Below are 24,558 nucleotides of genomic sequence, written 5' to 3'. Positions count from 1 at the left end.
CCCCCGATTCTCCGAAATTTCAGGACCTAACATCAGGCCTTGGTGGCTCCGGCGGTGAGGCCGGTCACCAGGTGGCGCTGCACGAGGAGGAAGACCACCGCCGCGGGGGCGGCGATCAGCACCGAGGAGGCGGTGAGCAGTCCCCACTCGGCCTTGTGCTGGCCGACGAACTGCCCGAGCCCGACGGCCAGGGTGTACTTGTCGTCGCCGGTCATGAACGCGGTGGCGTACGCGACCTCGGCCCAGGCGGTGATGAAGGAGTAGAACGCCGCCACCGCGAGGCCCGGCTTGGACAGCGGCAGGATGAGCCGCCAGAACGTGCCGAAGTGGGTCAGCCCGTCCACCCGCCCCGCCTCGTCGATCTCCACGGGGACGGTGTCGAAGTACCCCTTCATCATCCAGGCGCAGAACGGCACGGCCGAGGTGAGGTAGGCGATGACCAGGCCGGGGAACTGGTTGATCAGCCCGAGCCCGGCCAGCAGGTTGTAGATCGGCACGATGAGGATGGCCACCGGGAACATCTGGGTGATCAGCAGCATCCACATGATCGACCGGAAGCCGGGGAAGCGGAACCTGCTGACCGCGTACCCGGTGCTGGCCGACATCGCCACGCCGAGCACGGTGGTGAGCGCCGCGACCAGCAGGGAGTTGAACAGCCACCGCGGGAAGGCGGTCTGGGTGAGCACCTGGACGTAGTTGGCCAGCGTGGGGTTGTCGAAGATCTGGATCGTGGTGCTCTGCCAGGCGTCCCGCGGCTTGATCGAGGTGAGGACCAGCCAGGCGACCGGGAACGCGGCCACCAGGCTCGCCGCGACGAGGGCGGCGTGCAGGGCGACGGACGCGCCGCGCGAACGCGTGGAGCGGGTGGCGGCGCGTGCACCGCGGGCCGTGGTGACGCTCACCATGCCTCCCCTGCGCGGCGCAGGGCGCGCCGGTAGACGACGGCCATGACGACGAGCAGCGCCAGGATGAGCACTCCCCACGCGGCCGATCCCGAGTAGTTGCGTATGCCTTCGAACGCCTGCCGGTAGGCGTAGGTGACGAGGATCTCGCTGGACCCGCCTGGCCCGCCCTTGGTGACCAGGAAGATGACGGGGAACTGGTTGAACGTCCAGATGGTGCCGAGCAGCACCACGGTGCTCGACACCGGCCGCAGCCCCGGCAGCGTGATGTGCCGGAACCGCTGCCAGGGCGAGGCGCCGTCCACCTCGGCCGCCTCGTACAGCTCACGCGGGATGGCCTGCAGCCCGCCGAGCAGCGCCAGCATCATGAACGGCACGCCGAGCCAGACGTTCACCGCGATGACCGACGCCTTCGCCCAGAACGGGTCGTCCAGCCAGCTGATCCCGGCGAACCCCACGGCGCGCAGCATGGCGTTGACCACGCCGAACTCGCCGTTGAGCAGGTAGCGCCAGATGAACGCCGAGACGAACACCGGCACGGCCCACGGCAGCACGAGAAGCATGCGGTACAGGGACCGCAGCCGCATGGGCCGGTTGAGCAGCAGCGCGAGCCCGAGGCCGATGCCGTAGTGCAGCGCGACGCAGGCGACCGTCCAGACGACGGTCCAGCCGAGGCGGGACAGGAACTCGGCGGAGGTGACGATCGCGGTGTAGTTGGCCAGGCCGACGAACTCATAGGTGGACGGGATGACGTTCATCCCGATGGTCCGCCCCATGGTGGCCTCGGTCGCGTCGGTGAGCGACAGGTAGATCCCGCGGGCCAGCGGGTACCCGACCAGGACCAGCGTGACGATCACCACTGGGGCGCACATCGCCCAGGCGTACCAGTGCCGGGCGAGCGCGCGTCCCACCCCGCCGCGCATCGGGTCGCGGGCCCGGCCGCGGGCGGGGGTGCCCGCGGCCGTCCCGTCGACGACCTGTGCCGTCATGGGTCAGAGGCTCCAGCCCTTGAGCAGACCCTGGTAGGCCTTGGCGACGCCCTGGAGCATGGGCTCGGCGCCCTGCTGGCCGGCGGCGAGCTTCTGGTAGCCCTCGACCAGCGGCTGGAAGAGCTGGCCGGCCTCGGGGATCCAGGGACGCTCGACGGCCGCGGCCATCGGCTCCTTCCAGCGGCCGATCATCTCGTTGGCTGCGGCCTCCGGCATGGTGTAGGCGGACTGGCGGGTGGGCAGCAGGCCGAGCTTGCCGGCGATCTTGGCCTGGCTCTCGGCGGAGTCCATGAACTGCACGAACAGATACGAGGCGTCGAGGTTCTGCGAGCCGGCGTAGACCGCGTAGTCGTGGCCGCCGGTGGGGGCGCCGGCCTTGACCGACCCGGCCGGGACCGGGGCGATGCCGAAGTTGTCCGGGTCGTCCTTGAAGACCTTGCCGCCGAGGTTGTCGGTGTTCGACCACGGCCCGTTGAAGATCATGGCCACCTTGCCTTCCTTGAAGGCGGCCTGGGCGTTGTTGTAGCTGTCCTGGATGGCGGGCTTGGTGGCGGCGCCGGACGTGATGAGGTCCTCCACGACCTTGACGCCGGCGACCGCCTGCGGGGCCGCGACGGTGATCTTCTTGGTGCTCACGTCGAGCAGGTCGCCGCCCTCGCCGTAGATGAACGGCAGCAGGAAGTAGGCGTCGATGTTCAGTGCCAGGCCGTCGGCGCCGGTCTTGGACTTGACGTCGAGCGCGGTCTGCTTGAGCTCGGCGAACGTCTTCGGCGGCGCGTCGTGCCCGGCCTTCTTCAGCAACTCCTTGTTGTACAGGAGGCCGAGGGTGTCGGTGACCTGCGGCACGGCGTAGGTCTTGCCGTTGAACTTGCCGCTGCTCGCCGGGCTGGCCAGGAAGTCCTCGGGCTTGTCGACCGCGGGGGTGCCGTCCAGGGGGGCGAGGTAGCCGAGGGAGGCGAACTCGGCGACCCAGCCGACGTCGGCGCGCAGCACGTCCGGCGCACCGGAGCCGCTCTGCGCCGCCGTCTTGAACTTGTTCTGCGCCTCGGCGAACGGCACGTTGACGTAGTTGACCTTGATCTTGGGGTACTTGGCCTGGAAGTCCTTGATGAGCTCCTGGAAGACGGGCCCCTCGTTGGTGGCGTCCGAGGTGTCCCACCAGGTCACCTGGCCCGCGGGCTCCGCGGCCCCGGTGGCCGTCGCGGCCGGTTGCTCGGGGGTCCCGCCGCCGCAGGCGGATACCGCCAGCGCCAGCGCCGCGGCCGCCGCCGCGGCCGAGATGGCTCGCCGCATGTGTGCACTCCTTGCTGAAAGCGTCATTGCCCAAGGGGTCGGCGCCACCGTCCGCGTCCCCGGGAGCGGGACGGTGACACCGGGGTACGCGGAACGTAACAGTCAGGTGAACGGGCGTGAAAGACCTTTCGGAAACTTTCTGCAAATTGTGATGTCCTCGTCATTACGCCCCCGTCACCCACCCGGACCAGGACAGGTACCACCACTCCGCCACCGCCCACCGCACAACCTCAAACCCACACCTGTGACCTCAACGGTTGCAACCGTCCTGACGTCGATAGACGGCCTTTGGTCAAGTAACTGGTAGATGAGCGATTTCTCACTCCACGTATGGACATGGCGCCCTGGTACGCGATGTACTACCTCATCAATCACAATGACGGCTGGGATCCGGGCTCTGTTGCCCGGGAGGAACGAGTGACGATGAGTACCGTCGTTCTCGACAACGTGACGAAGGTGTACCCAGGGGGCACTCTCGCGGTCGATCGATTGAGCTTGCGCGCGGAGGAAGGTGAGTTACTCGTCCTGCTCGGACCATCCGGGTGCGGCAAGTCGACATTGCTGCGGATGATCGCGGGACTTGAGGAGATCACCTCCGGCGACCTCTATCTGCACGGCAGGATCGCCAACGACCTGGCCCCACGCGACCGCGACGTCGCGATGGTCTTCCAGAACGGCGCGCTCTACCCGCACCGGACCGTCCGCGGGAACCTCGCCTTCCCGTTGGAGATCGCCAAGGCCGACCCCGCGATGGTCAGGGAGCGCGTGGTCGAGCTCTCCCGGGCCCTGCACATCGACGAGACGCTGGAGAGACGGCCCGGCACACTGTCGGGCGGCCAGCGCCAGCGGGTGGCGATGGGCCGGGCGATCGTCCGCCAGCCGTCCTTGTTCCTCATGGACGAACCGCTGTCCAACCTCGACGCCTCGATGCGCACCGAACTGCGGATGGAGATCTCCTCACTGGTCCGCGCGCTCGGCGTCACCACCATCTACGTCACGCACGACCAGGTCGAGGCGCTCACCCTGGCCGACCGCATCGCCATACTCAACCGGGGCGTGCTGCAGGACGTCGGCACCCCGGCGCAGATCTACAACGACCCGGCGACGGCGTTCGTCGCGGCGTTCCTCAGCTCCCAGCAGCTCAACCTGCTGTCGGCGACGGTGCGCACCCCGCAGAACCAGTACATCCTGCTGGACTTCGGGCTCCACCAGATCACCATGCCCTGGACCGACCCCCGGGCGTACGCGGTGTCCCAGCACACCGGCAGCCAGATCATCGTCGGCATCCGCTCCGACGGCCTCGCGCCGATCCCCGAGGGGGTGGACGGCCCCCACTTCGCCGGCCGGGTGCGCACGCTGGAGTACCACGGCCACGAGTGGCTGGCGTACCTGGAGGTCGGCATCCCCGCGGTGCCCGCCCCCGAGCCGATGCCGAAGCACCCGGCCAACGGGCACGCCAACGGGCACGCCAACGGCAACGGCAACGGGCACGGCACCGCGGCCCGCATGCGCTCCCTGGTGCGCCGCCTGACCGGCGGCGACGACGAGCCCGCCGAGGACGCCCCGCCGATCACCGGCAGCGGCCACCACCGCCGCTCGGACCTCGTGGTACGGCTCGGCGGGCGGCCGGTGTGGCGCGCGGGCGAGCACGGCCGCGTCGCGGTGGACCTCAGCCGCATCATGCTGTTCACCATGGCGGGCGACCGCATCGACCCGCCGCGCCGCTGACCGGGCCGTCCCCGCCACGGGTGCCACGCCTCCGCGTCAGGCGACCGTGTGGCCGCTCGCGGCCACCAGCAGCGTGACGATCTCGACGACGCGCAGCACCTTGTCCAGCTCCACCTGGTGGAACGGCGGCCCCTCCGTGCGCGCCACCACCAGATGCAGCCCCACCGGCCGCACCGGCAGGCTCAGCAGGTGGAGCGACCCCTCGCTGAACATCGCAGGGCGCAGCGGCGTCAGGTCGGGCATGTCTTCCACGCCGGGTGCCTGCCAGCTCCCGTGCACCACCTCGCCCGTGCTGGAGTCGACGGCGACGGCCCACTGCGCGCCCACCAGGTCGGGCACCGCGTCGACCAGGGTGACGAACGCCCGGTCGGCGTCGGTCGCGACATGGCCGATCAGATCGTAGTCGGGGCTGCTGCCCGGCACCTCACGGGTCGGCCACGCGCCGTCCACCCGCACGCCCGGCACGACGGCCAGCCGCTCGCGCAGCTCCTCGGCGGAGAAACCCCCGGGCCAGGACACGGTGAAGTCGTCCACCGCCCGGCCCGCGTCGCGTTCCAGCACCGTCACCTGCAGGATGTCCGCGCCGAGCACGCCGAAGGCCCGCGCCACCTGACCGAGCACCCCCGGACGGTCGGGCAGCGACACCCGTACCCGAAGCACCATCCACATACCTCCATACCGGTCTCACGCCACAGAGTGCCGGACAGAGGTTTCTACCATGTTCCCAAGTTATGTCCGGAATAAGTCGCACTCAGTACTGATAGGCACCTGAGTCCGGGTTCCTGGACCGGGGGACGGCCCGCCCCGCCGCGTCGTACGCCAGCCCCGCGCCGCCGTACCACGACAGGCCGACCGGCACGCCGCGGCCGATGGCGGGCGAGCCCGCGCGCAGCCGCAGATCGCTCCGGCTCCGGAACAACGGGTCGGCCCGCACCGACCGGCGTCCGGGCCGGAAGTCCTCGAGCGCGCCGAGGTAGACCCCGCCCGCGTCGTCGATGCCGGAGCCGTCCTCGAAACCGATGATGCCGCCCACCCGCACCACGTTGTTGCGCAGGGTCAGGATGCGGCCCGAGCAGCCGTCCGCGCACGAGAAGCCGATGGTGTGGCTCGCGGGCAGGTAGACGGAGTTGTGCACCGCCACCGTGCCGCGCACCGGCCCCACGGAGTGCCCCGCGCCGCGGGTGACGAGGAACGATCCACGCGAGCGCGAGGACGTCACCACGTTGTGCGCGAACAGGTTGCCCGTGGCGGTGCCGCCGGGCTCGTGACCGAGCTCGGTGAAGGTCTCGTTGTCCCTGGCGACGTTGTGCGCCACGACGTTGCGGTCCCCGCCGTACACCTCCACCGCCGCGCCGTCGGCCACGTAGTCCTTGCTGCGCGCGTAGCTGCCGGTGATGAGGTTGCCGACGACCCGGTTGTCGTCGCCGTTGAGCAGCACGCCGAACGCGCCGGAGTCGTTGTCCGGCTGGTCGTCGTCGACGCTCATGCGGTCGTTGCCGCGCATCTGGCTGCCCCGCAGCACGTTGCGCGCGCCGTCCGGGGTGAACCACACCCCGGTGACGTTGCGGTCGGCGTAGACGTCCCACAGGTCGTTGTAGCGGCCCTCGACGCGGAACCCGGCCCAGCCGCACCGCGAGGCCCGCAGCTCCGACACCCGGAAGTACGACCCCGCCACCACGACGCAGTCGTCCCCGGTGGCGGTGATCCGCGGCCGCGCCCCCGATCCGTACGCCCCGACGACGATCGGCCGCGCCGCCGTGCCCTTGCCGCTCAGTTCCAGCGTGCCCGTCCACCGCCTGCCGCGCCGCAGCAGCAGGGTGTCCCCCGGGCGCAGGTCCGCCTCGCCGGCCCGGCCGAGCGACCGCCACGCGTCCTTGGGGCCGGTGCCCCGCGCGTCGTCGTCCCCCTGGGAGGCGTCCACGTAAAAGGTGCGGCCCGCGGCCGCGTGACCGGTGCCGGACGACGCGAGCGCGCCGCCGGACAGGGGGTGTGCCGCCGGGTCGGCGAGCAGCACGGTGATCAACGGTAAATACAGTCCTGCCCGCCAGAATTTCGGCGCCATAACCCCACACTCGGTAATCAGATGATCGCTGCCGCACACGGTAGCGGTCCACGCACCGCTCCGCGAGAGCCCACGACGGCCACCGGGGCACGAAACGCGCCCGGCGACCCCGGAAGACGTCCCCGCGGGCCCCGAACCGCGCAGGACGCCCCTGAGCCCGGCCCGGCGGCCTGGACGCGGCACGACCCTGAAGATCCGCCGCTTGGGACGCTGTGCGGTGCCCGGACGGGGGCCCGGGGAGTTTGCCGGTGCTTGGTGAGCTCTTTCCCATCTCGCGGGATCTTGCGTGGGTGTGGCGGCAGTAGCCTTTGCGAATGTCCCGCCGATGGGCGGCCCTCTGGCCCCGGACGATCAGAGGGCAGGTCACCTTCCTCACCCTCGTGCTCACCACGGTGTTCCTGACCCCGCTGGGTCTGGCGGCGGACGCGGTGATCAGGAACGCCGTCGCGCAGTCCCTCTGGCGCGAGACCCGGGCCGCCGCGGCCCACACCGTCATGGCCTACCACGACGCGACGCTGCGCAACCCGATCCCCGTCCCCGCCGGGTCGCGTGTGCTCGTGCAGCTCATCGGACCGGGCCGTCACGTGCTGGCCGCCACCGAGTCGGCCAGGGGGCTGCCGGTGCTCGGGCACCCGCCGGCGGGGGTCCCCGACCGCGCGATCGACTTCCGCACCTGCCCGGCGGGGCACGGCGAGTGCTACCACGCGACCGCGATCCTCACCGGAGGCGGCGTCGACGCCCCGGTGGTGTACGCGGCCTCCCCCACACCCGGGCTGCTGCGCGGCCACCTCATCGACGTGTCGATCGGCGTGCAGATCGCGCTGCTGGTCGCGCTGGTCGGCTGGGTGGCCACCAAGGCCGCCGACCGGGCCCTCGGCACGATCGACAACATCCAGGCCGAGCTCGCCCACATCACGGTGAGCGATCTGTCCCGCCGGGTGTGCGAACCGCCGGGCGACGACGAGATCTCCGATCTCGCCCGCACCGTCAACTCCACCCTGGCCCGCCTCGAGCACTCGGTGGAGCAGCAGCGCCGTTTCGCCGCCGACGCCTCCCACGAGCTGCGCACCCCCATCGCGGGCCTGCGCGCCCAGTTGGAGTACGCCCGGCTGCACCCGGAGGACACCGAGCTCGGCACCCTGGTGGAGGGCACGCTGCGCGACACCGACCGCATCGAGGCCATCATCACCGACCTGCTGTTCATGGCCCGTCTCGGCTCCAGCGGCCCCGCCGTGCAGGAGTGCGTGGACCTCGGGCGCCTCGCCACCGAGGAGATCCGGCGCCGCGGGTGCCGGGTGCCGGTCACCGCGGAGCTGCAGGACGGCGTCGTGGTGCGCGGCGTGCCCACCCACCTGAGCCGGGTGCTGGCCAACCTGCTCGACAACGCCCAGCGGCACGCCGACCGGGTGGTGACCGTGGAGGTGCGCGGAGCGCGCGGCATGGCCGAGGTGTCGGTGACCAACGACGGCGACCGCATCGCCGTCGCGGACCGCGAACGGGTCTTCCAGCGGTTCACCCGGCTGGACGAGGCCCGCAGCCGGCACCGGGGCGGGACCGGGCTCGGGCTGGCCATCGCGCGGGACGTCGCCATCGCGCACGGCGGGACGCTGCAGGTGGAGGACGCCTCGGCGGGCACGCGATTCGTGCTCCGGCTGCCCGTCGTGGAGTGAGCGCGGGTAAAGCCCTCCCCAAGAGTTAACACGAGCGACGCTGGGTGTTCAGCTCCGGCTCTCCTTACCGGAGAGGACCGATGGTTAGCGTGCCTGACACCCACGAGCGTGCCTAAGAGGCGAGCGCTCGCTTTTCGCCTATCAGGGAGTAACCGTGCGAGTCCTGGCCGTCGTCCCCGCCCGCGGAGGTTCCGTGGGCGTCCCGCTGAAAAACCTCGCGAAGGTGGGGGGCGTGCCACTGGTCACACGCGCGGTGAACGCCTGTGTGGCGGCCGAGCTCGTGGACGAGGTCGTCGTCAGCACCGACCACGCCGGCATCGCCGAGGCCGCCGCCGCGGCGGGCGCGCGGGTCGTCGACCGCCCCGCCGAGCTGAGCGGCGCCAGCGCCTCCTCCGAGTCCGCCGTGCTGCACGTGCTCGGCCAGGTCGGCGAGGAGCCCGAGGTCGTCGTGCTGGTGCAGTGCACCAGCGCCTTCATCGACCCGGCCGACCTGGACGCCGCGGTGGCCAAGGTCCTCGCGGGCGGCGCCGACGTGGTGTTCTCGGCCCTCCCGACCCACGAGTTCGTGTGGAACCAGGCCGGGGAGGGCGTCGGCGGCGTCAACCACGACCCCGCGCACCGGCCCCGCCGCCAGGACCGCGCGCCCGAGTACCGCGAGACCGGCGCCTTCTACGTCATGCGCGCCGCGGGCCTGCGCGAGCACGGGCACCGTTTCTTCGGCACCGTCGCGGTGCAGGAGGTGCCGGCCGGGCACGCGGTGGAGGTCGACTCCCCCGAGGACCTGGAGATCGTCCGGGCGCTGGCGCCGGTCGTGGACCGCCCGGGCCCCATCGACGTGGACGCCGTGATCACCGACTTCGACGGCGTGCACACCGACGACCACGTCTACGTGGACCAGGACGGCCACGAGTCCGTCGCCGTGTCCCGCACCGACGGGCTCGGCATCGACCTGCTCAAGCGGGCCGGGGTGAAGGTGCTGGTGCTGTCCACCGAGCGCAACCCCGTCGTGTCGGCCCGGGCCCGCAAGCTCGGCGTGCCGGTGCTGCAGGGCCTGTCGGCCAAGCACACCGCGCTGCGCGACTGGCTGAGCATCGAGGGCCTGGACCCGGCCCGGGTGGCCTACGTCGGCAACGACGTCAACGACCTCGGCTGCCTGGACCTGGTCGGCTGGCCGGTCGCCACCCCCGACGCCCACCCCGAGGTGCGCGCCGCCGCCCGGGTCGTGCTGACCCGCCGGGGCGGCGACGGCGCCGTACGCGAGCTGTGCGACCGCGTGCTCGCCGCCCGTCCCGCCGACACCGCACCCACCGCCACCACCGCGCCCGCCACAGCCACAGCCACAGCCAGCGCCAGCGCCAGCGCCACAGCCACCGCACCCGTCGCCACCGTCACCGCGCCCGCCGTCACCGCCGTCGCCGCGCCGGCGCCGCAGGTTGAGGCGGCCCCGGTCGCGATCGGCGAGGCGCTGGTCGGCCCCGGGCAGCCGGTGTACGTCATCGGCGAGATCGGCATCAACCACAACGGCGACCTGGACATCGCGCGCCGCCTCATCGACGTGGCCGCCGACGCCGGCTGCCAGGCCGTGAAGTTCCAGAAGCGCACCCCCGAGATCTGCGTGCCGGTCGAGCAGCGCGACCTGATCCGGCAGACGCCGTGGGGCGAGATGACCTACCTGGAGTACAAGTACCGGGTGGAGTTCGGCGCCGACGAGTACGCCCAGATCGGCAAGTACTGCACCGAGCGCGGCATCGACTGGTTCGCCTCCCCGTGGGACGTGCCGTCGGTGGACTTCCTGGAGGACATGAACGTCGTCGCGCACAAGGTCGCCTCGGCCAGCGTGACCGACCACGAGATGCTCCGCAGACTGGCGGAGACCGGCAAGCCGATCATCCTGTCGACCGGCATGTCGACGCTGGAGGAGATCGACGCGGCCGTGGAGATCCTCGGCACCTCCAAGCTCGTCATGATGCACGCCACCTCCACCTACCCGCTGCCTCCCGAGGAGGCCAACCTGCGGGCGATCGTCACGCTGCGCGAGCGGTACGGCGTGCCGGTCGGGTACTCCGGCCACGAGCGCGGCCTGCAGATCTCCCTGGCGGCGGTCACCCTCGGCGCGGTCACCGTCGAGCGGCACATCACGCTGGACCGTACGATGTGGGGGTCCGACCACGCCGCCTCGCTGGAGCCGAGCGGACTGGAGCACCTGGTGCGCGACATCCGCATCATCGAGACCGCTCTCGGTGACGGTGTCAAGCGGGTGTTCCCCGGCGAGGAGGCCCCCAAGTCCCGGCTGCGCCGCGTGACGGTCTGACCGGGTGCCGAGGAGACCAGTGACCCTTCGCGGAGGCCGCCGGTGATCACCCTTTCCGTGGTGGTGCCGGTGCGTGACGTCGAGCCGTACATCGCCGACGCCCTCACCTCGCTGGTGCGCAACGCGCGCGCCGACTTCGAGTTCATCGTGGTCGACGACGGCTCGGCGGACGAGACACCCGAGGTCGTCGAGGACTTCCGCGGCGAGCTGCCCGGCCTCACCGTGTTGCGCAACACGGTGGCGGCCGGGCTGGCCGACGCGCGCAACCTCGGGCTGTCCCTGGCGTCCGGGCGGTACGTCACGTTCCTGGACGGCGACGACTGGGTGGCGCCGGGGTACCTGTCCAAGCTGGTCGAGGCCATCGACGGGCTCGGGTGCGACTTCGTGCGGGTGGACCACGTGCAGGTGGAGGGGCGCAAGCGCACCCTGAACCGCGCGCCGGAGCACCGGCGTGGGGTGGTGCTCCCGCCGCGGGACGGCATCCTGCCGCTGAACACCAAGACCATGGTCGACTACCCCTACGCGTGGGCGGGGATCTACCGGCGCTCGCTCGGCGACCTGCTGACGTTCCCCGGCCACCTGCACACCGCCGAGGACCGGCCGTGGATCTGGCGGCTGCACCGCGAGGCGCGGTCCTTCGCGGCGGTGTCGCTGGCCGGGGTGTTCTACCGGCGGCTCGTGCCGAACTCCCTCACCCAGATCGGCGACGCCCGCCAGCTCCACTTCTTCGACGCCTTCGAGCTGGTGTTCGCGCAGGTCCGCGACGAGGACGACCTGATGCCGAAGGCGGTGCGCAGCTTCTGCGCGCTGCTGGCCCACCACCTGGAGCTGTCCGACCGGTACTCCCCCGAGCTGCTGCGGCGCTTCACCGCGCGGGCCTCGGAGGTGCTGGCAAGCCTGCCTCCCGCGCTGGTGGCGGGCAGCGGGCTGGAACAAGAGCGGGCCGAGCTGTTGCGCCCGCTCCTCCCCCACGACGCTTATGCCGAGGTGCGCCTGCCGTGACCCAGGTCTTCTACAGCTCGACGCTGTTCGGCGCGATGACCCTGGCCGCCGCCATCGACGACGGGCGGTTCGGGCCGCGCGCCGGGCGCAGGCTGCTGCTGGTGTCGAACAACGCCGCCATCCCGGAGATCACCCCCGGGGTGGACGAGACCGAGGGCTTCGCGGCGATCCGGTCCCGGTTCGACGACGTGCGGTCGTGGAACGAGATCGTGGCGCCGCTGCACCCGTCGGACTGGAAGGCCCGCCAGGCCGAGCTGCCGATGCTCGGGCGGCTGCTGCGCGGTGACCTCGGTCTCGGCGACGGGCCGTCCGAGCTGGTGGTGGAGTCGATCGCGGTGCCGCCGTCACGCACGCTGGCGGCGCTGATCCGCGACTGCCCGATCACGGTGTACTCCGACGGGCTGATGAGCTACGGCCCGACCCGCGACCCGCTGCCGACGGAGATCGCCGGGCGCATCACCCGGCTGCTGCACCTGGACCTGGTGCCCGGCCTCGCGCCGCTGCTGCTGCGTGAGGCCAGGGTGGCGCCGCAGGCCGTGCCGGACGCCGCGTTCGCCGAGGTCATCGGGGCGATCAACGCGCCCGAGGGCCTGGAGGGCGAGGTGGTGATCCTCGGGCAGTACCTCGCGGCGCTCGGCATCCTCACCGACGACGAGGAGGCCGCGACGCACGCGGCCATGCTGGAGGCGGTCGTGGCGCGCGGGCACAGGACCGTGCTGTTCAAGCCCCACCCGGCGGCCGGGCGGCGGCACGCCCGGCGCATGCGGTCGGCGGCGGCCGCGCTCGGGGTGGAACTACGGGTCGCGCCGGAGACCGTGCCCGCCGAGGTGTGCGTCAAGGCGCTGCGCCCCCGGCTGGTCGTGGGGTGCTTCTCCACCGCCCTCGTCACCTCGCACCGGCTGTTCGGCGCGCCGGTCGCCACCATGGGCTGCGAGACCGTGCTCGAACGGCTCTCGCCGTACGAGAACAGCAACCGGATCCCGGCCACGATCATCGACGCCACCCTGCCCCGGCTGGCCCGCGACGGCTCGATCACCGACCCACCGGCCGCCGACCTGCCCGGCCTGGTGGAGGCGGTCGGGTACTGCATGCAGAGCGAGCAGTACCCGGAGCTGCGCGAGGCCGCGGTGCGCTACCTCGCCGCCCACGGCCCGCAGGCCCGCTACTTCAAGAACCGCCGCCTCGGCGCGCTCGGCCTCATCGACTCCCCGCCCCGACGCCCCGGCCGCGGCGGCGCCCTCAGCCGCCTGCGCCGCGCCCTCACCCGCTGAGCCCGCGGGACCCTCTCGAAACAGCACGCGGCGGTGGTCACGGAATGTGACCACCGCCGCGTGCGTGCGGGGCTTTCGTCAGGAGATCGCCTTCAGGTAGCGGCGGACGCGGCGGCTGGCGCGGTAGCCGGCGCGCAGGACGTTCGGCGGGAGCTCCACGCGCAGGCGGGCGCGGCGGCGGGCGGCGGCGTGGGCGGGGCCGTCCAGCAGGGGGCGCACCGGGGCGAGGCGCCCGGCCCTGGCCTCCTCCACCAGGGCGGCCACCCGGGGCACCCAGTCGCTGACCGCGGAGTCGTGGAAGTAGTTGGCGTCGCACCAGGCGGGGGTGGGCCGCCGGAAGCCCGCGGAGGTCAGGTCCTCAAGGGTGCCGAGGCAGCCGCTGTCCTCGAACACCAGGTTGATCATCTCGGCGCTGACCCCGAAGTCCGACAGCACCAGCAGCGGCACCTCGGCGGCGATCGCCTCCAGCGCCGCGGTGGAGCTGACCGTGACGAAACCCGCCGCCGCGGCCAGGTGCTCGTGCATCGCGCCCGCGGCGAACCGCACCGCGCCGGGGGGCACGACGCCCGCCGCGACGAGGTCGCGCCACAGCCGCTCGTAGTGGTGCCGCTCGTTGTGGGTCTGCCGCTCGGTCTCCAGCGCCCGCAGCTTCACCACGACGTCCAGGTCGGGACGGCGGGCGGCCAGCGCGGCGAGGGCGACCAGGATGCCCTCGCGCTCCTCGCGACGCCGCGGCACCTTCGCCTGGGTCGCGAACACCACCCGGTCGCCGGTCCCGGTCGACGCCGGGCGAGTGACGACGTGGTCGAGGTAGGGCAGCCGGGCGAGGGCGACGGTGCCGGCCGCGCCGAGCTCCTTGCCGATGCGGCCGAACTCGGCGACCTCCTTGCCGCTGTGCACGACGAACACGTCGCACCCGCCGCGGTACAGCCATGCCTTCTCGGTGGCGGGGATCGAGATGCCGGGCAGGCCCGACACGAACACCGGCCGCGGGCTCATGCCGCCGAACACGCCGCTGACCAGCACGTCCACCACCGGCCCCGTGCAGGCCACCAGCACCACGTCGGGCCTGGTGCGCTCGGCGAGGCGGCGCAGGCCGCGCGCGGAGGTCACGGCCGGCGGCTCACCCGCGCCGAGGCGGGTGCCGCTGACCGCGGCCGCGATCTGCGCGGGGGACGGGGTGATCGGCGTGCGCACGACGGCGAGCGTCCGCGTCCATTCCGCCGGGAGTTGGTCGAGCAGGCCCGCCGCCCACTTCAGATAGCTGTCGGAGTCGGCGACGGCGAGAACCCGGGTCAAGGAGCAGCCCTTTCGTGCGCGAACATCTGGAGGTGCGACCGGAGCGAGTCGGTGGCCGATGGCGTCCACCAGTCGTCCGGGACGTCGACGGTCTCCACCCGCACGCCGCGCGCCGACAGCAGCACGCGCAGCGAGGTCACCGCGGTGGAGGGAAGACTGAGCACACGCTGGCCGGGACGCAGATCGCGCAGCGTCATCTCGACCGGCGCCCCGCCGTCGTACACGGTGACTCCCGGGTGGTCACGTACCGCGGCCAGGTCCCCGGGATCCTCCCGGCGGTGCGGGTAGTAGGCTACCGGACCTTCCAGTGCGAAGAGCCAGGAAAGATAACGATCCCGGTGGATCAGGCCGTTGCGCACCAGCGAGGTGCCGAGCACGACGGTGCTCTCGGGCGGCCGGGGGTGCGCGACGGCGGGCTGGGAGCGCAGCCACGCGAAGTCGTGGGTGACCAGGTCGATCCCGATCCCCCGTACGGACGCGGCGAGGCCGTCCGGGACGGGCAGGGCGGTGAAGATCGTCAGCCGGCCGGACCGGGCGGCGGCGCGCAGCCGCAGCGAGGCGGCGGCGCCGAGGGCGCGGCGCGTCCAGGTGGCGCTGGCCCGGGCGCGCAGCAGCGGCGTGCCGGGCCGGGCGGTGAGCAGCTCCAGCAGCCGGATGGTGGCGAGGCCGTCGTCGACCACCACCAGGCGGCGCGGCGCGGCGCCGAGCGAGGTGAGCTGCATGCGGCCGGAGAAGGCGTCCCCGAGCACCCACGACTCACGGCGGCCCGGACGGGGCATGTGGTCGTCGGCGGTGGACAGCCGCAGGCCTTCGGGCAGGGCGAGGGCGGCCAGCTCCCTGCGGGTCACCCGCAGGCCCGGCAGCTTCGCCCTGGCCACCACCTGGAATTCGGGCCCCACCAGTCCGGCGTGCCGCGCCTCGACCGCGCAGAGCAACTGGAGAGGCGACTCCACCCAGGCGACGGCCGACCCCTGCTCCCGCACGCGGCTTCGACCGATCCTCTCCACGCCGGGTAATGAGACGTTCACGACGCAGGCAATCTAGTGCCACGACGCTACGTGACGGGTAACGTGCGGTGAACGGCGGACAACAGGCGAAGGTCATGCGGTCCGGGGGTGAGCACGGACCCAAGATTTGCCGACTCCGGGCCGGAACGGCATGAGTGGTTTGTCCTGTTTGCGGCTCTTTGTCCGATGTATTACTGTGGGGGGACTCCACCTGGAGGAACGTCCCGCCGAGGGAGTTCCGCCTGGGTGGAGATCGCCGGAGCGAGGCCGGTCCGCCGCGGAGATCCCTCTCCCGCCGACACGTTCCGGACGCCGAGTCCGCTTTCTCGCGGAGCCGGGGACCCACTTCTTTCGGGGTGAATCGGCGCGTCGTTCCCACGGACGCGCTGTAGGGCGTCTTCCAGGCCCGAACCCGTCAGCTAACCCGGTAGGCGCCTTTGGAAGAAGGAGTCTCCCTTTGTCATCGTTCACGCAGCGACTCATGGATGCCCCACGACATCGCGCGATCGGACTGGCCCTCGGCGGGCTGGTCCTTGCCCAGGTGGTGACCGGTACCGCTCTCGCCCACGCGGACGCCGCTCCCGGCGACGCCGTCGCGAAGGTCGCCTCGGCAGAGGCGCACGGGGAGCCGCGCTCCGCGGCCCGGGTCACCGCCGCGCAGGTGCTCGACCTCGCCAGGAGCCAGGTCGGCATCTCCGAGAACAGCCTCGGTGGCGGCACCAAGTTCCAGGCCTGGTACATGAGCAGCCCGCGCGCGCTCCAGACCATCGCCAGGGACACCGGCAGGATCGCCGACTACGCCAACGCCCCGTGGTGCGACATGTTCGTCTCCTGGGTCGGCGAGCAGCTCGGCCTCCAGGACACGATGGGCCAGGACGCCTACACCGTGCAGCACGCCAAGTGGTTCGAGTCCAAGGGCCGCTTCGGCAGCGTGCCGAAGCCCGGCGCCGTGGTGTTCTTCGACTGGAACGGCGGCGGCATCGAGGGCATCGACCACGTCGGCTTCGTCGTCAAGGACAACGGCGACGGCACCATCGAGACCGTCGAGGGCAACACGGGCAACGGCAAGGTCGAGGTCCGCACCCGCCCGACCTACCAGGTGGCCGGCTACGGCTACCCCGCGTACGCGGCCTGACGGCGGTCCCCCCGCCGTAGCCGGGCGGGCGTCCCGGCTCACCCACTCCCATGGGACGCCCGCCCTCCCCGCCGCCGTACGGCCGAATCAGCCCGCAACCGGCCGTACGGCGGCATCTCCATGTCTTCTTCCGCGGAAGACTGTCCGGTAGCGATGGGAGCGCTCCCAATACCGGCAATGGCCTTTTTGCCGCTTATCATCGCATTCCGCGCTTCTGGGAACCCCAGGAGTAACAGTTAGGTTTCGGCATATTGACGCCAGCGTTGCCCATCGGGGACTCTTCGTGGGAGCGCTCCCAAATCTCGCCCGCGGGACCATGCCCCGCGGTTCACGACTTGAGGGATCCAGCACATCGCGGGGCCCGACTGTCGGGGCCGGCCCTCGATGCATCTCCCAATGATCGGGCAACCACCTTGAGAGGGGTCCGGAATGATGAACACAATGCGCCGCGGCAGGATGCTCGCGGTCGCATCGGTGATGACCGCCGCGCTCGTCACCAGCGCCGCATGCTCGTCCGGCGGCGGAGGCGGCGAAGGCGGCGGTGCCTCGTCCGCGGCACCGGAGAAGATCACCCTTACTCTGCAGACCTTCGGCGGCGGCACCAACTTCGGTTACAAGGCCGCCGTGGAGAAGTGGAACGCCGACCACCCGAACGTCCAGGTCAAGTACAACAACCTGACCGACAGCTTCGAGAACGTCTACTGGCCGCAGATGCTGCAGTGGCTGCAGTCCGGCACGGGTGCCGGTGACGTCGTCGGCATCGACGAGGGCGGCATGGGCCTCGCCAAGGCGCGCCCCCAGTTCTTCACCGACCTCGCCCAGTACGGGCTCCAGAGCCGCCAGGCCGACTTCCCCGCGTGGAAGTGGGAGAACGGCATCAACTCCGACGGCAAGCTGTTCGCCCTCGGCACCGACGTCGGCGGCATGAGCATCTGCTACCGCACCGACCTGTTCAAGAAGGCGGGCCTGCCCACCGACCGGGCCGAGGTGTCCGGGCTGTGGAAGACGTGGGACGACTTCATCAAGGTCGGCCAGCAGTTCCAGGGCAAGGTCAAGGACGCGAAGTTCGTCGACAGCGTCAACACCATCTACAACGTGGTGCTGTCGCAGGAGGCCGCCAAGAACGGCAACGTCACCTACTTCGACAAGAACCAGCAGCTGATCGCCGACAAGAACCCCGCGGTGAAGACCGCCTTCGACTTCACCCAGCAGATCAGCAAGGCGGGTCTCACCGCCAAGCTGCAGAACTTCACCGACCCGTGGAACACCGGGTTCGTCAAGTCGCAGTTCGCCACCCTCGGCTGCCCGGGCTGGATGCTCGGCGTGGTGTCCGGCACCGCCGGCGACGAGTTCAAGGGCAAGTGGGACGTCGCGACCGTGCCCGGCGGCGGCGGCAACTGGGGCGGCTCCTGGCTGGCCGTGCCCAAGCAGTCCAAGCACCCGAAGGAGGCCGCCGAGCTGGCCAGCTACCTGACCAGCCCCGAGGCCCAGCTGATGGCGTTCAAGGAGGGCGGCAACCTTCCGAGCACCATCCCGGCGCAGGACAACCCCGAGCTGCAGAGCGCCAAGAACGAGTACTTCAACAACGCGCCGATCGGCGAGATCTTCGGCCCGTCCATCAAGAGCCTCCAGCCGACCTTCCTCGGTGAGAAGCACGCCCAGGTGAAGGCGGCCGTCGAGCAGGTCGTCATCGGCATGGACCAGGGCGCGGTGCCCTACGACCAGGCCTGGCAGAAGTTCGTCGAGGCGGGACAGAAGGCGGCGGGCTGATCAACCCACCGACGTCACCGGCCCGCAGTGGCGACCCTCCAGTGGGCCGGTGACCTTCCGTCGAGCGAGCGGCGGCAGCGGGGACATGCGCTGCCGCCCTTCGCGCCGACCGCCGAAAGGACGACTTCGTTGACCTTTTCCGCACGGACGACCTCCGAAGACCTCCCTGTGCAGGGGCTGGTCGTGCGCGGCTCCGCGCCGCGTCCGGCGAGACGGCCTTCCGCAGCGGCCGAGCGTGCGCGCACCCGGCCCCGCGACGCCGCCACCGGACGCGGCGCCGTGGTGGACGGACAACTGACTGTCACCCACGAGCGAAGGAGAAAGGGGCCGCGCTGCCCTGGCCGTGAGCCAGGAGCCACCCCGGAAATCCGATGAGCGTCAATCTCTCCCCGCAGCGGGCGGATCCGGCGCCGGTACGGCCCCGGCCGGGCCGGCACCACCAAAAGCCGTCGCGCCGCTTCTGGTCGAACGTCGATATCAAGGCCACCCCGTACTTTCTGATCTCGCCGTACTTCATCCTCTTCGCGATCTTCGGGCTGTTCCCGCTCGTCTTCACGTTGTGGGTGTCGCTGCACGACTACGAGCTGGCCGGCGGTGACGCCGAGTTCACCGGCCTCGCCAACTACACCAGCCTGCTGACCGACTCGGCCTTCTGGAACGCGGTGATCAACACCGTCGGCATCTTCGTCCTCGCCACGGTGCCGCAGCTGATCCTCGCCCTGATGCTGGCCAACGCGCTGAACAAGCGGCTGCGCGGGCGCCTGTTCTTCCGCCTCGGTGTGCTGATCCCCCTGGTCACCTCGGTGGTCGCGGTGGCCATCGTGTTCACCCAGCTCTTCGGCCGCGACTTCGGCATGATCAACTGGATCCTCGGCTTCTTCGGCGTCGAGAACATCAACTGGCAGAACGCCAAGTGGTCCTCCTGGATCGCCATCGCCACCATGGTCGACTGGCGCTGGACCGGCTACAACGCGATCATCTACCTGGCCGGCATGCAGACCATCCCGCGGGACCTGTACGAGGCGGCGTCCATCGACGGGGCGTCCCCGCGCCGGCAGTTCTGGAGCATCACGCTCCCGATGATCCGTCCGACGATCATCTTCACGGTCTTCATCTCCACCATCGGCGGGCTCACCTTGTTCGCCGAACCGGTCATGTTCGGCAGCAACCGAATGGAAGGTGGTAGTACCGGCCAATTCCAGACAATCGCCATGTACATCGTCAAAGAGGGCTTCCGAGACTTCGACTACGGGTACGCGGCGGCGGCCGCGTGGCTGCTGTTCGTGCTGATCCTGATCGGCGTGGCGATCAACTACGCGTTCGTCCGCAGGATCGGAGGCACCAAGTGACCGCCATCGCGCAGGGCAGGACCGCCCCGAGCCGGGGCGACGGCAAGCGCGACCCCTTCCGCGCCACGCCGCTCACCAAGATCGCCCTGGGTATCACGGTCATCCTGTCGATCTTCCCGATCTACTGGATGATCATCATCGCGTCGCGCACCAACGCCGACGCGGTGACCGTGCCGCCCATCCTGCTGCCCGGCGGGAACCTGGGCGAGAACATCGCGCGCGTGCTCGCCACCGAGGACGCGCACTTCCTGCAGGGCCTGGTGAACTCGCTGATCGTCACCAGCACGGTGACCGTCTCCGTCGTGATCATCTCGACGTTCGCGGGCTTCGCCTTCGCCCGGCTGCACTTCCGCGGGCGCAACCTGCTGCTCGGCTCCATCCTGATCACCATGATGGTGCCGCTCCAGCAGATGGGCATCGTCCCGCTCTACCAGCTCATGGTGGACCTCGGCTGGGTCGGCACGCTGAAGGCCGTCATCCTGCCCTACCTGCTCAACGGGTTCGGCGTGTTCATGATGACGCAGTACACCGACCAGGCCGTGCCGGAGGAGCTGGTCGAGGCGGCCCGTGTCGACGGCGCGTCCACCATGCGCATCTGGTGGAACGTCATCCTGCCCGCCGTACGGCCCGGCATGGCCGTGCTGGCGCTGCAGACGTTCATGTTGAACTGGAACGAGTTCATGTGGCCGCTGATCGTGCTGACCCCGGACAACCCCACCGTCCAGGTGTCCATCAGTTTCCTCACCGCGGCGCACACCACGGACTACGTCCTGATCTTCACCGGAACGGCCCTCTCGGTCCTCCCCCTCATCGTCGTATTCATCGCGTTCGGCCGGCAGATCGTCGGCGGACTCATGGAAGGTGCGGTCAAAGCGTGACCACGCAGCAGACTCAACCCCAGATCGACGCCCCCGCCCTTGTCTTCCCGGCCGATTTCGTCTGGGGCGCCGCCACCTCGGCGTACCAGATCGAAGGATCGACCGGCACGGACGGGCGCGGCACCTCCATCTGGGACACGTTCGTACGGCAACCCGGCCGCGTGCTCAACGGCGACGACGCCAGCGTCGCCATCGACCACTACAACCGGTACCGGGAAGACGTCAAGGTCATGGCCGACCTCGGCCTGACCGCGTACCGGTTCTCGGTCTCCTGGCCGCGCATCATGCCGTACGGCGCCGGCGAGGTGAACCAGGCCGGGCTCGACTTCTACCGCCGCCTGGTCGACGAGCTGCTCGACCACGGCATTTCCCCCTGGCTCACCCTGTACCACTGGGACCTGCCGCAGGCACTCGAGGACCTCGGCGGGTGGCCGGTACGCGACACGTCGAAGCGCTTCGCCGACTTCGCGGCCTGCGTCCACCAAGCTCTCGGGGACCGGGTGCGCAACTGGAGCACCGTGAACGAGCCGTGGTGCTCGGCGTTCCTCGGCTACGCCTCCGGCGAGCACGCCCCCGGGCGCCGCGACCCGCAGTCGGCCATCCGCGCCGCGCACCACCTCAACCTGGCACACGGCCTCGCCGTGCAGGCTCTGCGCGCCCAGGGGGCTGGCGCGCAGATCGGCGGCTCGGTCAACCTGTACGCCATCACGCCGGCCGAGGACACCCCGGCCGACCTGGACGCCGCCCGGCGCATCGACGGCCTGCAGAACAGGTTCTTCCTGGACGCGCTCCTCAAGGGCTCCTACCCCGAGGACGTCCTGGAGGACCTGAGCAAGGTCGCCGAGATCGACTTCATCCAGGACGGCGACATGAAGACCATCTCCACGCCGTTCGACACGCTGATGGTCAACTACTACAGCCGGTTCACCGTCTCGGGCAAGCCGGGCGGGGCCGCGTCCGCCGCCGCCGCGCCCACCGGCGCCGGGTCGCCGTGGCCGGGCAGCGAGGACGTGTCGTTCGTCAACGGCGGGCGCCCCGTCACCTCGATGGGCTGGGAGATCGACGACATCGGCCTGCTGGAGGTGCTGCAGCGCCTCGCCCGCGACTACCCGCCGATCCCGCTGGTCATCTCCGAGAACGGCGCGGCCTTCGAGGACGTCGTCGAGGAGGACGGACAGGTGAACGACCTGGAGCGCCTGTCCTACATCGAGGCGCACCTGCGAACGTGCCACACCGCCATTGAGGCGGGAATCCCTCTCAAGGGATACTTCGCTTGGTCGTTGATGGACAACTTCGAGTGGGCGTGGGGGTACGGCAAGCGGTTCGGGCTCGTCTACGTCGATTACCCCACCCAGCGGAGAACCCCCAAGGCCAGCGCGACGTGGTACGCCGACACCATCCGCCGAGGCGGCCTTCGCGCTCCGGCAGAATAGGGCCTAGGTGAACAGGAGGGGGCACCTTTCATGAACGGGGACCGCCGCTCGGAGGCGCGACCGACTCTGGAGGCGGTCGCCGCCCGTGCCGGGGTCGGCCGGGGCACCGTCTCGCGCGTCATCAACGGCTCACCCAAGGTGAGCGAGAAGGCCCGCGAGGCGGTGCAACAGGCGATCGACGAGCTCGGCTACGTGCCGAACCGGGCGGCGCGCACCCTGGTCACCAGGCGCACGGACACCGTCGCGCTGGTCGTGTCCGAATCCGAGCAGCGGATCTTCGACGAGCCGTTCTTCGCGGGCATCATCCGCGGCATCGGCTCGACGTTGTCGGAGACAGGGCTCCAGCTCATCCTCACCATGGCGCAGTCCAGGGACGAGCACGAACGGCTGGAGCTCTACCTCACCGGCCAGCACGTCGACGGCGTGCTGCTGATCTCGCTGCACGGCGGCGACCCGCTGCCGGGGCGGCTGGAGGAGATGGGCGTGCCCACCGTCCTCGGCGGCCGGCCCGTGGGGTTCACCCCCTACAGCTTCGTCGACATGGACAACCGGGCCGGCGCCCGTCAGGCGGTCAAGTACCTCCTCGGCAAGGGGCGGCGGCAGATCGCCACCATCGCCGGCCCGCAGGACATGGGCGTGGGTGTCGACCGTCTGGCCGGCTACCGCGACGCGCTGCTCGCCACGGGCATGCCCGAGCTCGTCGCGTTCGGCGACTTCTCCGAGAGCAGCGGGGTCGAGGCGATGAAACGGCTGCTCGACGAGCACCCGACGCTGGACGCGGTGTTCACCGCCTCGGACCCGATGGCCATCGGCGCCATGCGGGTGCTCAAGGACCGCGGCAAGTCCATCCCCGACGACGTGGCGGTGATCGGCTTCGACGATTCACCGATCTCCGCGCACTGCATGCCCCCGCTCACCAGCGTCCACCAGCCGTCGGAGGACATGGGCCGCCAGATGGCCCAGTTGCTGGTCGCCCGGATCAACGGCGAGCGGCTGGAGCAGCCGGTCGTCATCCTGGACACCCATCTGGTCGAGCGCGGCTCGGCCTGACGGTGCGTCTCGACGGCCCCGGCCGCCCGCCGGCCGGGCCGCCGGGGCACTTTCGCGCGAGGAGGAACCACCGTGCCTGACCCACGCTTCCCCGGCGGCTTCACCTGGAGCGCCGCGACGTCCGCGTACCAGATCGAGGGCGCCGTCGGCGAGGACGGGCGGGGGCTGTCCGTCTGGGACACCTTCTGTTCGGTGCCCGGCAACGTCAAGGACGGCGCCACCGGAGCCGTGGCCGCCGACCACTACCACCGGTACACCGAGGACCTCGACCTGATGGCCGCGCTCGGCCTGCGCGGCTACCGGTTCTCCGTCGCCTGGCCCCGGATCCAGCCCACCGGCAGGGGCCGGCCCGAGCAGCGCGGCCTCGACTTCTACCGCCGCCTGGTGGACGGCCTGCGTGAGCGCGGCATCACGCCGATGGCCACGCTGTTCCACTGGGACCTCCCCCAGGCCCTCCAGGAAGCCGGGGGCTGGGAGAACCGGGACACCGCCGAGCGGTTCGCCGAGTACGCCGAGATCATGTACGGCGCGCTGGACATCCGCGACTGGCTCACCGTCAACGAGCCGAAGACCGTCGTCGACTGCGGCTACCGCTGGGGCATCCACGCCCCCGGGTTCCAGGACGACAGCCGCGCCTTCGTGGCGCTGCACCACCTGCTGCTCGCGCACGGCCTGGCCTCCCGGGTGCTGCACGAGCGCCACCCCGGCCGCCGCGTCGGCCCCGCGCTCAACCTGCACCCCACCTACGCCGCCGACGACACCGACGACGACCCCGCGCTCGCGGCGGTGGTGCGGCACCGGGACGGGCTGGAGAACCGCGTCTACCTCGACCCGATCTTCAAGGGCGCCTACCCCGCCGACACGCTGGAGTGGATCGCCGAGCGCAGCCCGATGCCCGACCACATCCGCGACGGCGACCTGGCCGTGATCAGCGAGCCGGTGGACGTGCTCGGCGTGCAGTACTACAACTCCCAGTTCCTGGACCGCAGCGGCGAGCGGGTGCTCAAGTACCCGACGGCCCAGCTCGAGTGGCTGGAGATCTACCCGCGCGGCCTGTACGACCTGCTGGTGCGGCTGAAGGACGAGTACCCGGCCGTGCCGATCGTGGTCACCGAGAACGGCATGTGCGCGCCGGACGAGGTCGGGCCGGACGGGCACGTCGACGACCAGGGCCGGATCGCGTTCCTGCGCGACCACCTGGACGCGGTCGCCGACGCCCTCGCCGAGGGCGTGCCGGTGGAGGGCTACTGCGTGTGGTCCTTCCTGGACAACTTCGAGTGGGCCGAGGGGTACGAGCCGCGGTTCGGCATCGTGCACGTCGACTACGAGACCCAGCGGCGCACCCCGAAGAACAGCGCCCTGTGGTACCGCGACGTGATCGCGACCGGCGAGCTCCGCTGATCGGGCGG

General features: G+C 70.9%; 19 protein-coding genes and 1 riboswitch. Of the genes, 12 read left to right on the top strand and 7 right to left on the bottom strand.

The genetic code is table 11. From position 1 onward, the window contains the following. Nucleotides 1–32 precede the first annotated feature (32 nt). The 3 genes from ABGB17_RS01165 to ABGB17_RS01155 are packed head-to-tail and all read right to left on the bottom strand — an operon-like array spanning nucleotide 33 to nucleotide 3,184. Nucleotides 33–905 carry a carbohydrate ABC transporter permease gene (locus ABGB17_RS01165; RefSeq protein WP_347625778.1) on the bottom strand — a complete coding sequence of 291 codons (873 nt, stop codon included), beginning with the start codon at nucleotides 903–905 and terminating at the stop codon, nucleotides 33–35. Next, on the bottom strand, nucleotides 899–1,891 hold the full coding sequence (locus ABGB17_RS01160) for a sugar ABC transporter permease (RefSeq protein ID WP_347625777.1): 993 nt from the start codon (nucleotides 1,889–1,891) through the stop codon (nucleotides 899–901). Before ABGB17_RS01160 ends, ABGB17_RS01165 begins: the two co-directional genes overlap by 7 nt. 3 nt (nucleotides 1,892–1,894) lie before the next feature. Beyond that, complete coding sequence (locus ABGB17_RS01155) at nucleotides 1,895–3,184, bottom strand: extracellular solute-binding protein (RefSeq protein WP_347625776.1); 1,290 nt, start codon at nucleotides 3,182–3,184, stop codon at nucleotides 1,895–1,897. A gap of 423 nt (nucleotides 3,185–3,607) precedes the next feature. Here ABGB17_RS01155 and ABGB17_RS01150 point away from each other — a divergent pair, with 423 nt between their 5' ends. After that, nucleotides 3,608–4,912: an ATP-binding cassette domain-containing protein gene (locus ABGB17_RS01150; protein WP_347625775.1), complete on the top strand. Its 1,305-nt coding sequence runs from the start codon at nucleotides 3,608–3,610 to the stop codon at nucleotides 4,910–4,912. A 36-nt stretch (nucleotides 4,913–4,948) separates the two neighbouring features. Here ABGB17_RS01150 and ABGB17_RS01145 read toward each other — a convergent pair whose 3' ends face one another. Together ABGB17_RS01145 and ABGB17_RS01140 are read right to left on the bottom strand one after the other, a co-directional pair. After that, nucleotides 4,949–5,575: an amino acid-binding protein gene (locus ABGB17_RS01145; RefSeq protein WP_347625774.1), complete on the bottom strand. Its 627-nt coding sequence runs from the start codon at nucleotides 5,573–5,575 to the stop codon at nucleotides 4,949–4,951. 88 nt (nucleotides 5,576–5,663) lie between these two features. Continuing rightward, nucleotides 5,664–6,926 (bottom strand): hypothetical protein, encoded by a 1,263-nt coding sequence (locus ABGB17_RS01140; protein WP_347625961.1) that lies wholly within the window; start codon nucleotides 6,924–6,926, stop codon nucleotides 5,664–5,666. Nucleotides 6,927–7,288: 362 nt separating this feature from the next. Here ABGB17_RS01140 and ABGB17_RS01135 point away from each other — a divergent pair, with 362 nt between their 5' ends. The 4 genes from ABGB17_RS01135 to ABGB17_RS01120 all read left to right on the top strand — a co-directional run bounded on the left by ABGB17_RS01135 (nucleotide 7,289) and on the right by ABGB17_RS01120 (nucleotide 13,228). Further along, the gene (locus ABGB17_RS01135) at nucleotides 7,289–8,644 is read left to right on the top strand and encodes an ATP-binding protein (RefSeq protein ID WP_347625773.1); all 1,356 of its coding nucleotides are present in this window, start codon (nucleotides 7,289–7,291) and stop codon (nucleotides 8,642–8,644) included. 154 nt (nucleotides 8,645–8,798) lie between these two features. Beyond that, on the top strand, nucleotides 8,799–10,955 hold the full coding sequence (locus ABGB17_RS01130) for an N-acetylneuraminate synthase family protein (RefSeq protein WP_347625772.1): 2,157 nt from the start codon (nucleotides 8,799–8,801) through the stop codon (nucleotides 10,953–10,955). A 42-nt stretch (nucleotides 10,956–10,997) separates the two neighbouring features. After that, nucleotides 10,998–11,957: a glycosyltransferase family 2 protein gene (locus ABGB17_RS01125; protein ID WP_347625771.1), complete on the top strand. Its 960-nt coding sequence runs from the start codon at nucleotides 10,998–11,000 to the stop codon at nucleotides 11,955–11,957. Continuing rightward, entirely contained in the window at nucleotides 11,954–13,228 is a 1,275-nt protein-coding gene (locus ABGB17_RS01120; protein WP_347625770.1) for a polysialyltransferase family glycosyltransferase, read from the top strand. Before ABGB17_RS01125 ends, ABGB17_RS01120 begins: the two co-directional genes overlap by 4 nt. Before the next feature lie 78 nt (nucleotides 13,229–13,306). Here ABGB17_RS01120 and ABGB17_RS01115 read toward each other — a convergent pair whose 3' ends face one another. Continuing rightward, the gene (locus tag ABGB17_RS01115; protein WP_347625769.1) at nucleotides 13,307–14,527 is read right to left on the bottom strand and encodes a DUF6716 putative glycosyltransferase; all 1,221 of its coding nucleotides are present in this window, start codon (nucleotides 14,525–14,527) and stop codon (nucleotides 13,307–13,309) included. Beyond that, nucleotides 14,524–15,534 carry a hypothetical protein gene (locus tag ABGB17_RS01110; RefSeq protein ID WP_347625768.1) on the bottom strand — a complete coding sequence of 337 codons (1,011 nt, stop codon included), beginning with the start codon at nucleotides 15,532–15,534 and terminating at the stop codon, nucleotides 14,524–14,526. The genes ABGB17_RS01115 and ABGB17_RS01110 overlap by 4 nt, the downstream gene beginning before the upstream one ends. A 300-nt stretch (nucleotides 15,535–15,834) precedes the next feature. Beyond that, nucleotides 15,835–15,983: riboswitch (cyclic di-AMP (ydaO/yuaA leader) on the top strand. Nucleotides 15,984–16,015: 32 nt separating this feature from the next. On the opposite strand from ABGB17_RS01110, the gene ABGB17_RS01105 reads away from it, so the two are divergent. The 7 genes from ABGB17_RS01105 (at nucleotide 16,016) to ABGB17_RS01075 (ending at nucleotide 24,550) form a co-directional block, all read left to right on the top strand. Then, the gene (locus ABGB17_RS01105) at nucleotides 16,016–16,669 is read left to right on the top strand and encodes a CHAP domain-containing protein (protein WP_347625767.1); all 654 of its coding nucleotides are present in this window, start codon (nucleotides 16,016–16,018) and stop codon (nucleotides 16,667–16,669) included. Between the two features lie 429 nt (nucleotides 16,670–17,098). After that, on the top strand, nucleotides 17,099–18,439 hold the full coding sequence (locus tag ABGB17_RS01100) for an extracellular solute-binding protein (RefSeq protein WP_347625766.1): 1,341 nt from the start codon (nucleotides 17,099–17,101) through the stop codon (nucleotides 18,437–18,439). Nucleotides 18,440–18,810: 371 nt separating this feature from the next. Next, a complete protein-coding gene (locus ABGB17_RS01095; protein ID WP_347625765.1) occupies nucleotides 18,811–19,788 on the top strand; it encodes a sugar ABC transporter permease in 978 nt (325 codons plus the stop codon). After that, nucleotides 19,785–20,666 carry a carbohydrate ABC transporter permease gene (locus ABGB17_RS01090; RefSeq protein WP_347625764.1) on the top strand — a complete coding sequence of 294 codons (882 nt, stop codon included), beginning with the start codon at nucleotides 19,785–19,787 and terminating at the stop codon, nucleotides 20,664–20,666. Before ABGB17_RS01095 ends, ABGB17_RS01090 begins: the two co-directional genes overlap by 4 nt. Beyond that, nucleotides 20,663–22,099 carry a GH1 family beta-glucosidase gene (locus ABGB17_RS01085; protein ID WP_347625763.1) on the top strand — a complete coding sequence of 479 codons (1,437 nt, stop codon included), beginning with the start codon at nucleotides 20,663–20,665 and terminating at the stop codon, nucleotides 22,097–22,099. The genes ABGB17_RS01090 and ABGB17_RS01085 overlap by 4 nt, the downstream gene beginning before the upstream one ends. 30 nt (nucleotides 22,100–22,129) lie before the next feature. Then, entirely contained in the window at nucleotides 22,130–23,149 is a 1,020-nt protein-coding gene (locus ABGB17_RS01080; RefSeq protein WP_347625762.1) for a LacI family DNA-binding transcriptional regulator, read from the top strand. A 72-nt stretch (nucleotides 23,150–23,221) separates the two neighbouring features. Beyond that, on the top strand, nucleotides 23,222–24,550 hold the full coding sequence (locus tag ABGB17_RS01075) for a GH1 family beta-glucosidase (protein WP_347625761.1): 1,329 nt from the start codon (nucleotides 23,222–23,224) through the stop codon (nucleotides 24,548–24,550). Nucleotides 24,551–24,558 lie beyond the last annotated feature (8 nt).

Source organism: Sphaerisporangium sp. B11E5 (assembly GCF_039871875.1).
Taxonomy (GTDB): domain Bacteria; phylum Actinomycetota; class Actinomycetes; order Streptosporangiales; family Streptosporangiaceae; genus Sphaerisporangium.
The sequence above is the reverse complement of the archived record's forward strand: the minus strand, read 5'-3'. Positions and strand labels throughout refer to the sequence as shown.

What these genes read in the sequence shown, in the direction of transcription:
- ABGB17_RS01145 (WP_347625774.1), bottom strand. Translation starts at nt 5,575, where the DNA reads ATGGTGCTTCGGGTACGGGTGTCGCTGCCCGACCGTCCGGGGGTGCTC.
- ABGB17_RS01105 (WP_347625767.1), top strand. Translation starts at nt 16,016, where the DNA reads ATGGATGCCCCACGACATCGCGCGATCGGACTGGCCCTCGGCGGGCTG.
- ABGB17_RS01155 (WP_347625776.1), bottom strand. Translation starts at nt 3,184, where the DNA reads ATGCGGCGAGCCATCTCGGCCGCGGCGGCGGCCGCGGCGCTGGCGCTG.
- ABGB17_RS01150 (WP_347625775.1), top strand. Translation starts at nt 3,608, where the DNA reads ATGAGTACCGTCGTTCTCGACAACGTGACGAAGGTGTACCCAGGGGGC.
- ABGB17_RS01160 (WP_347625777.1), bottom strand. Translation starts at nt 1,891, where the DNA reads ATGACGGCACAGGTCGTCGACGGGACGGCCGCGGGCACCCCCGCCCGC.
- ABGB17_RS01135 (WP_347625773.1), top strand. Translation starts at nt 7,289, where the DNA reads ATGTCCCGCCGATGGGCGGCCCTCTGGCCCCGGACGATCAGAGGGCAG.
- ABGB17_RS01080 (WP_347625762.1), top strand. Translation starts at nt 22,130, where the DNA reads ATGAACGGGGACCGCCGCTCGGAGGCGCGACCGACTCTGGAGGCGGTC.
- ABGB17_RS01165 (WP_347625778.1), bottom strand. Translation starts at nt 905, where the DNA reads ATGGTGAGCGTCACCACGGCCCGCGGTGCACGCGCCGCCACCCGCTCC.
- ABGB17_RS01095 (WP_347625765.1), top strand. Translation starts at nt 18,811, where the DNA reads ATGAGCGTCAATCTCTCCCCGCAGCGGGCGGATCCGGCGCCGGTACGG.
- ABGB17_RS01100 (WP_347625766.1), top strand. Translation starts at nt 17,099, where the DNA reads ATGATGAACACAATGCGCCGCGGCAGGATGCTCGCGGTCGCATCGGTG.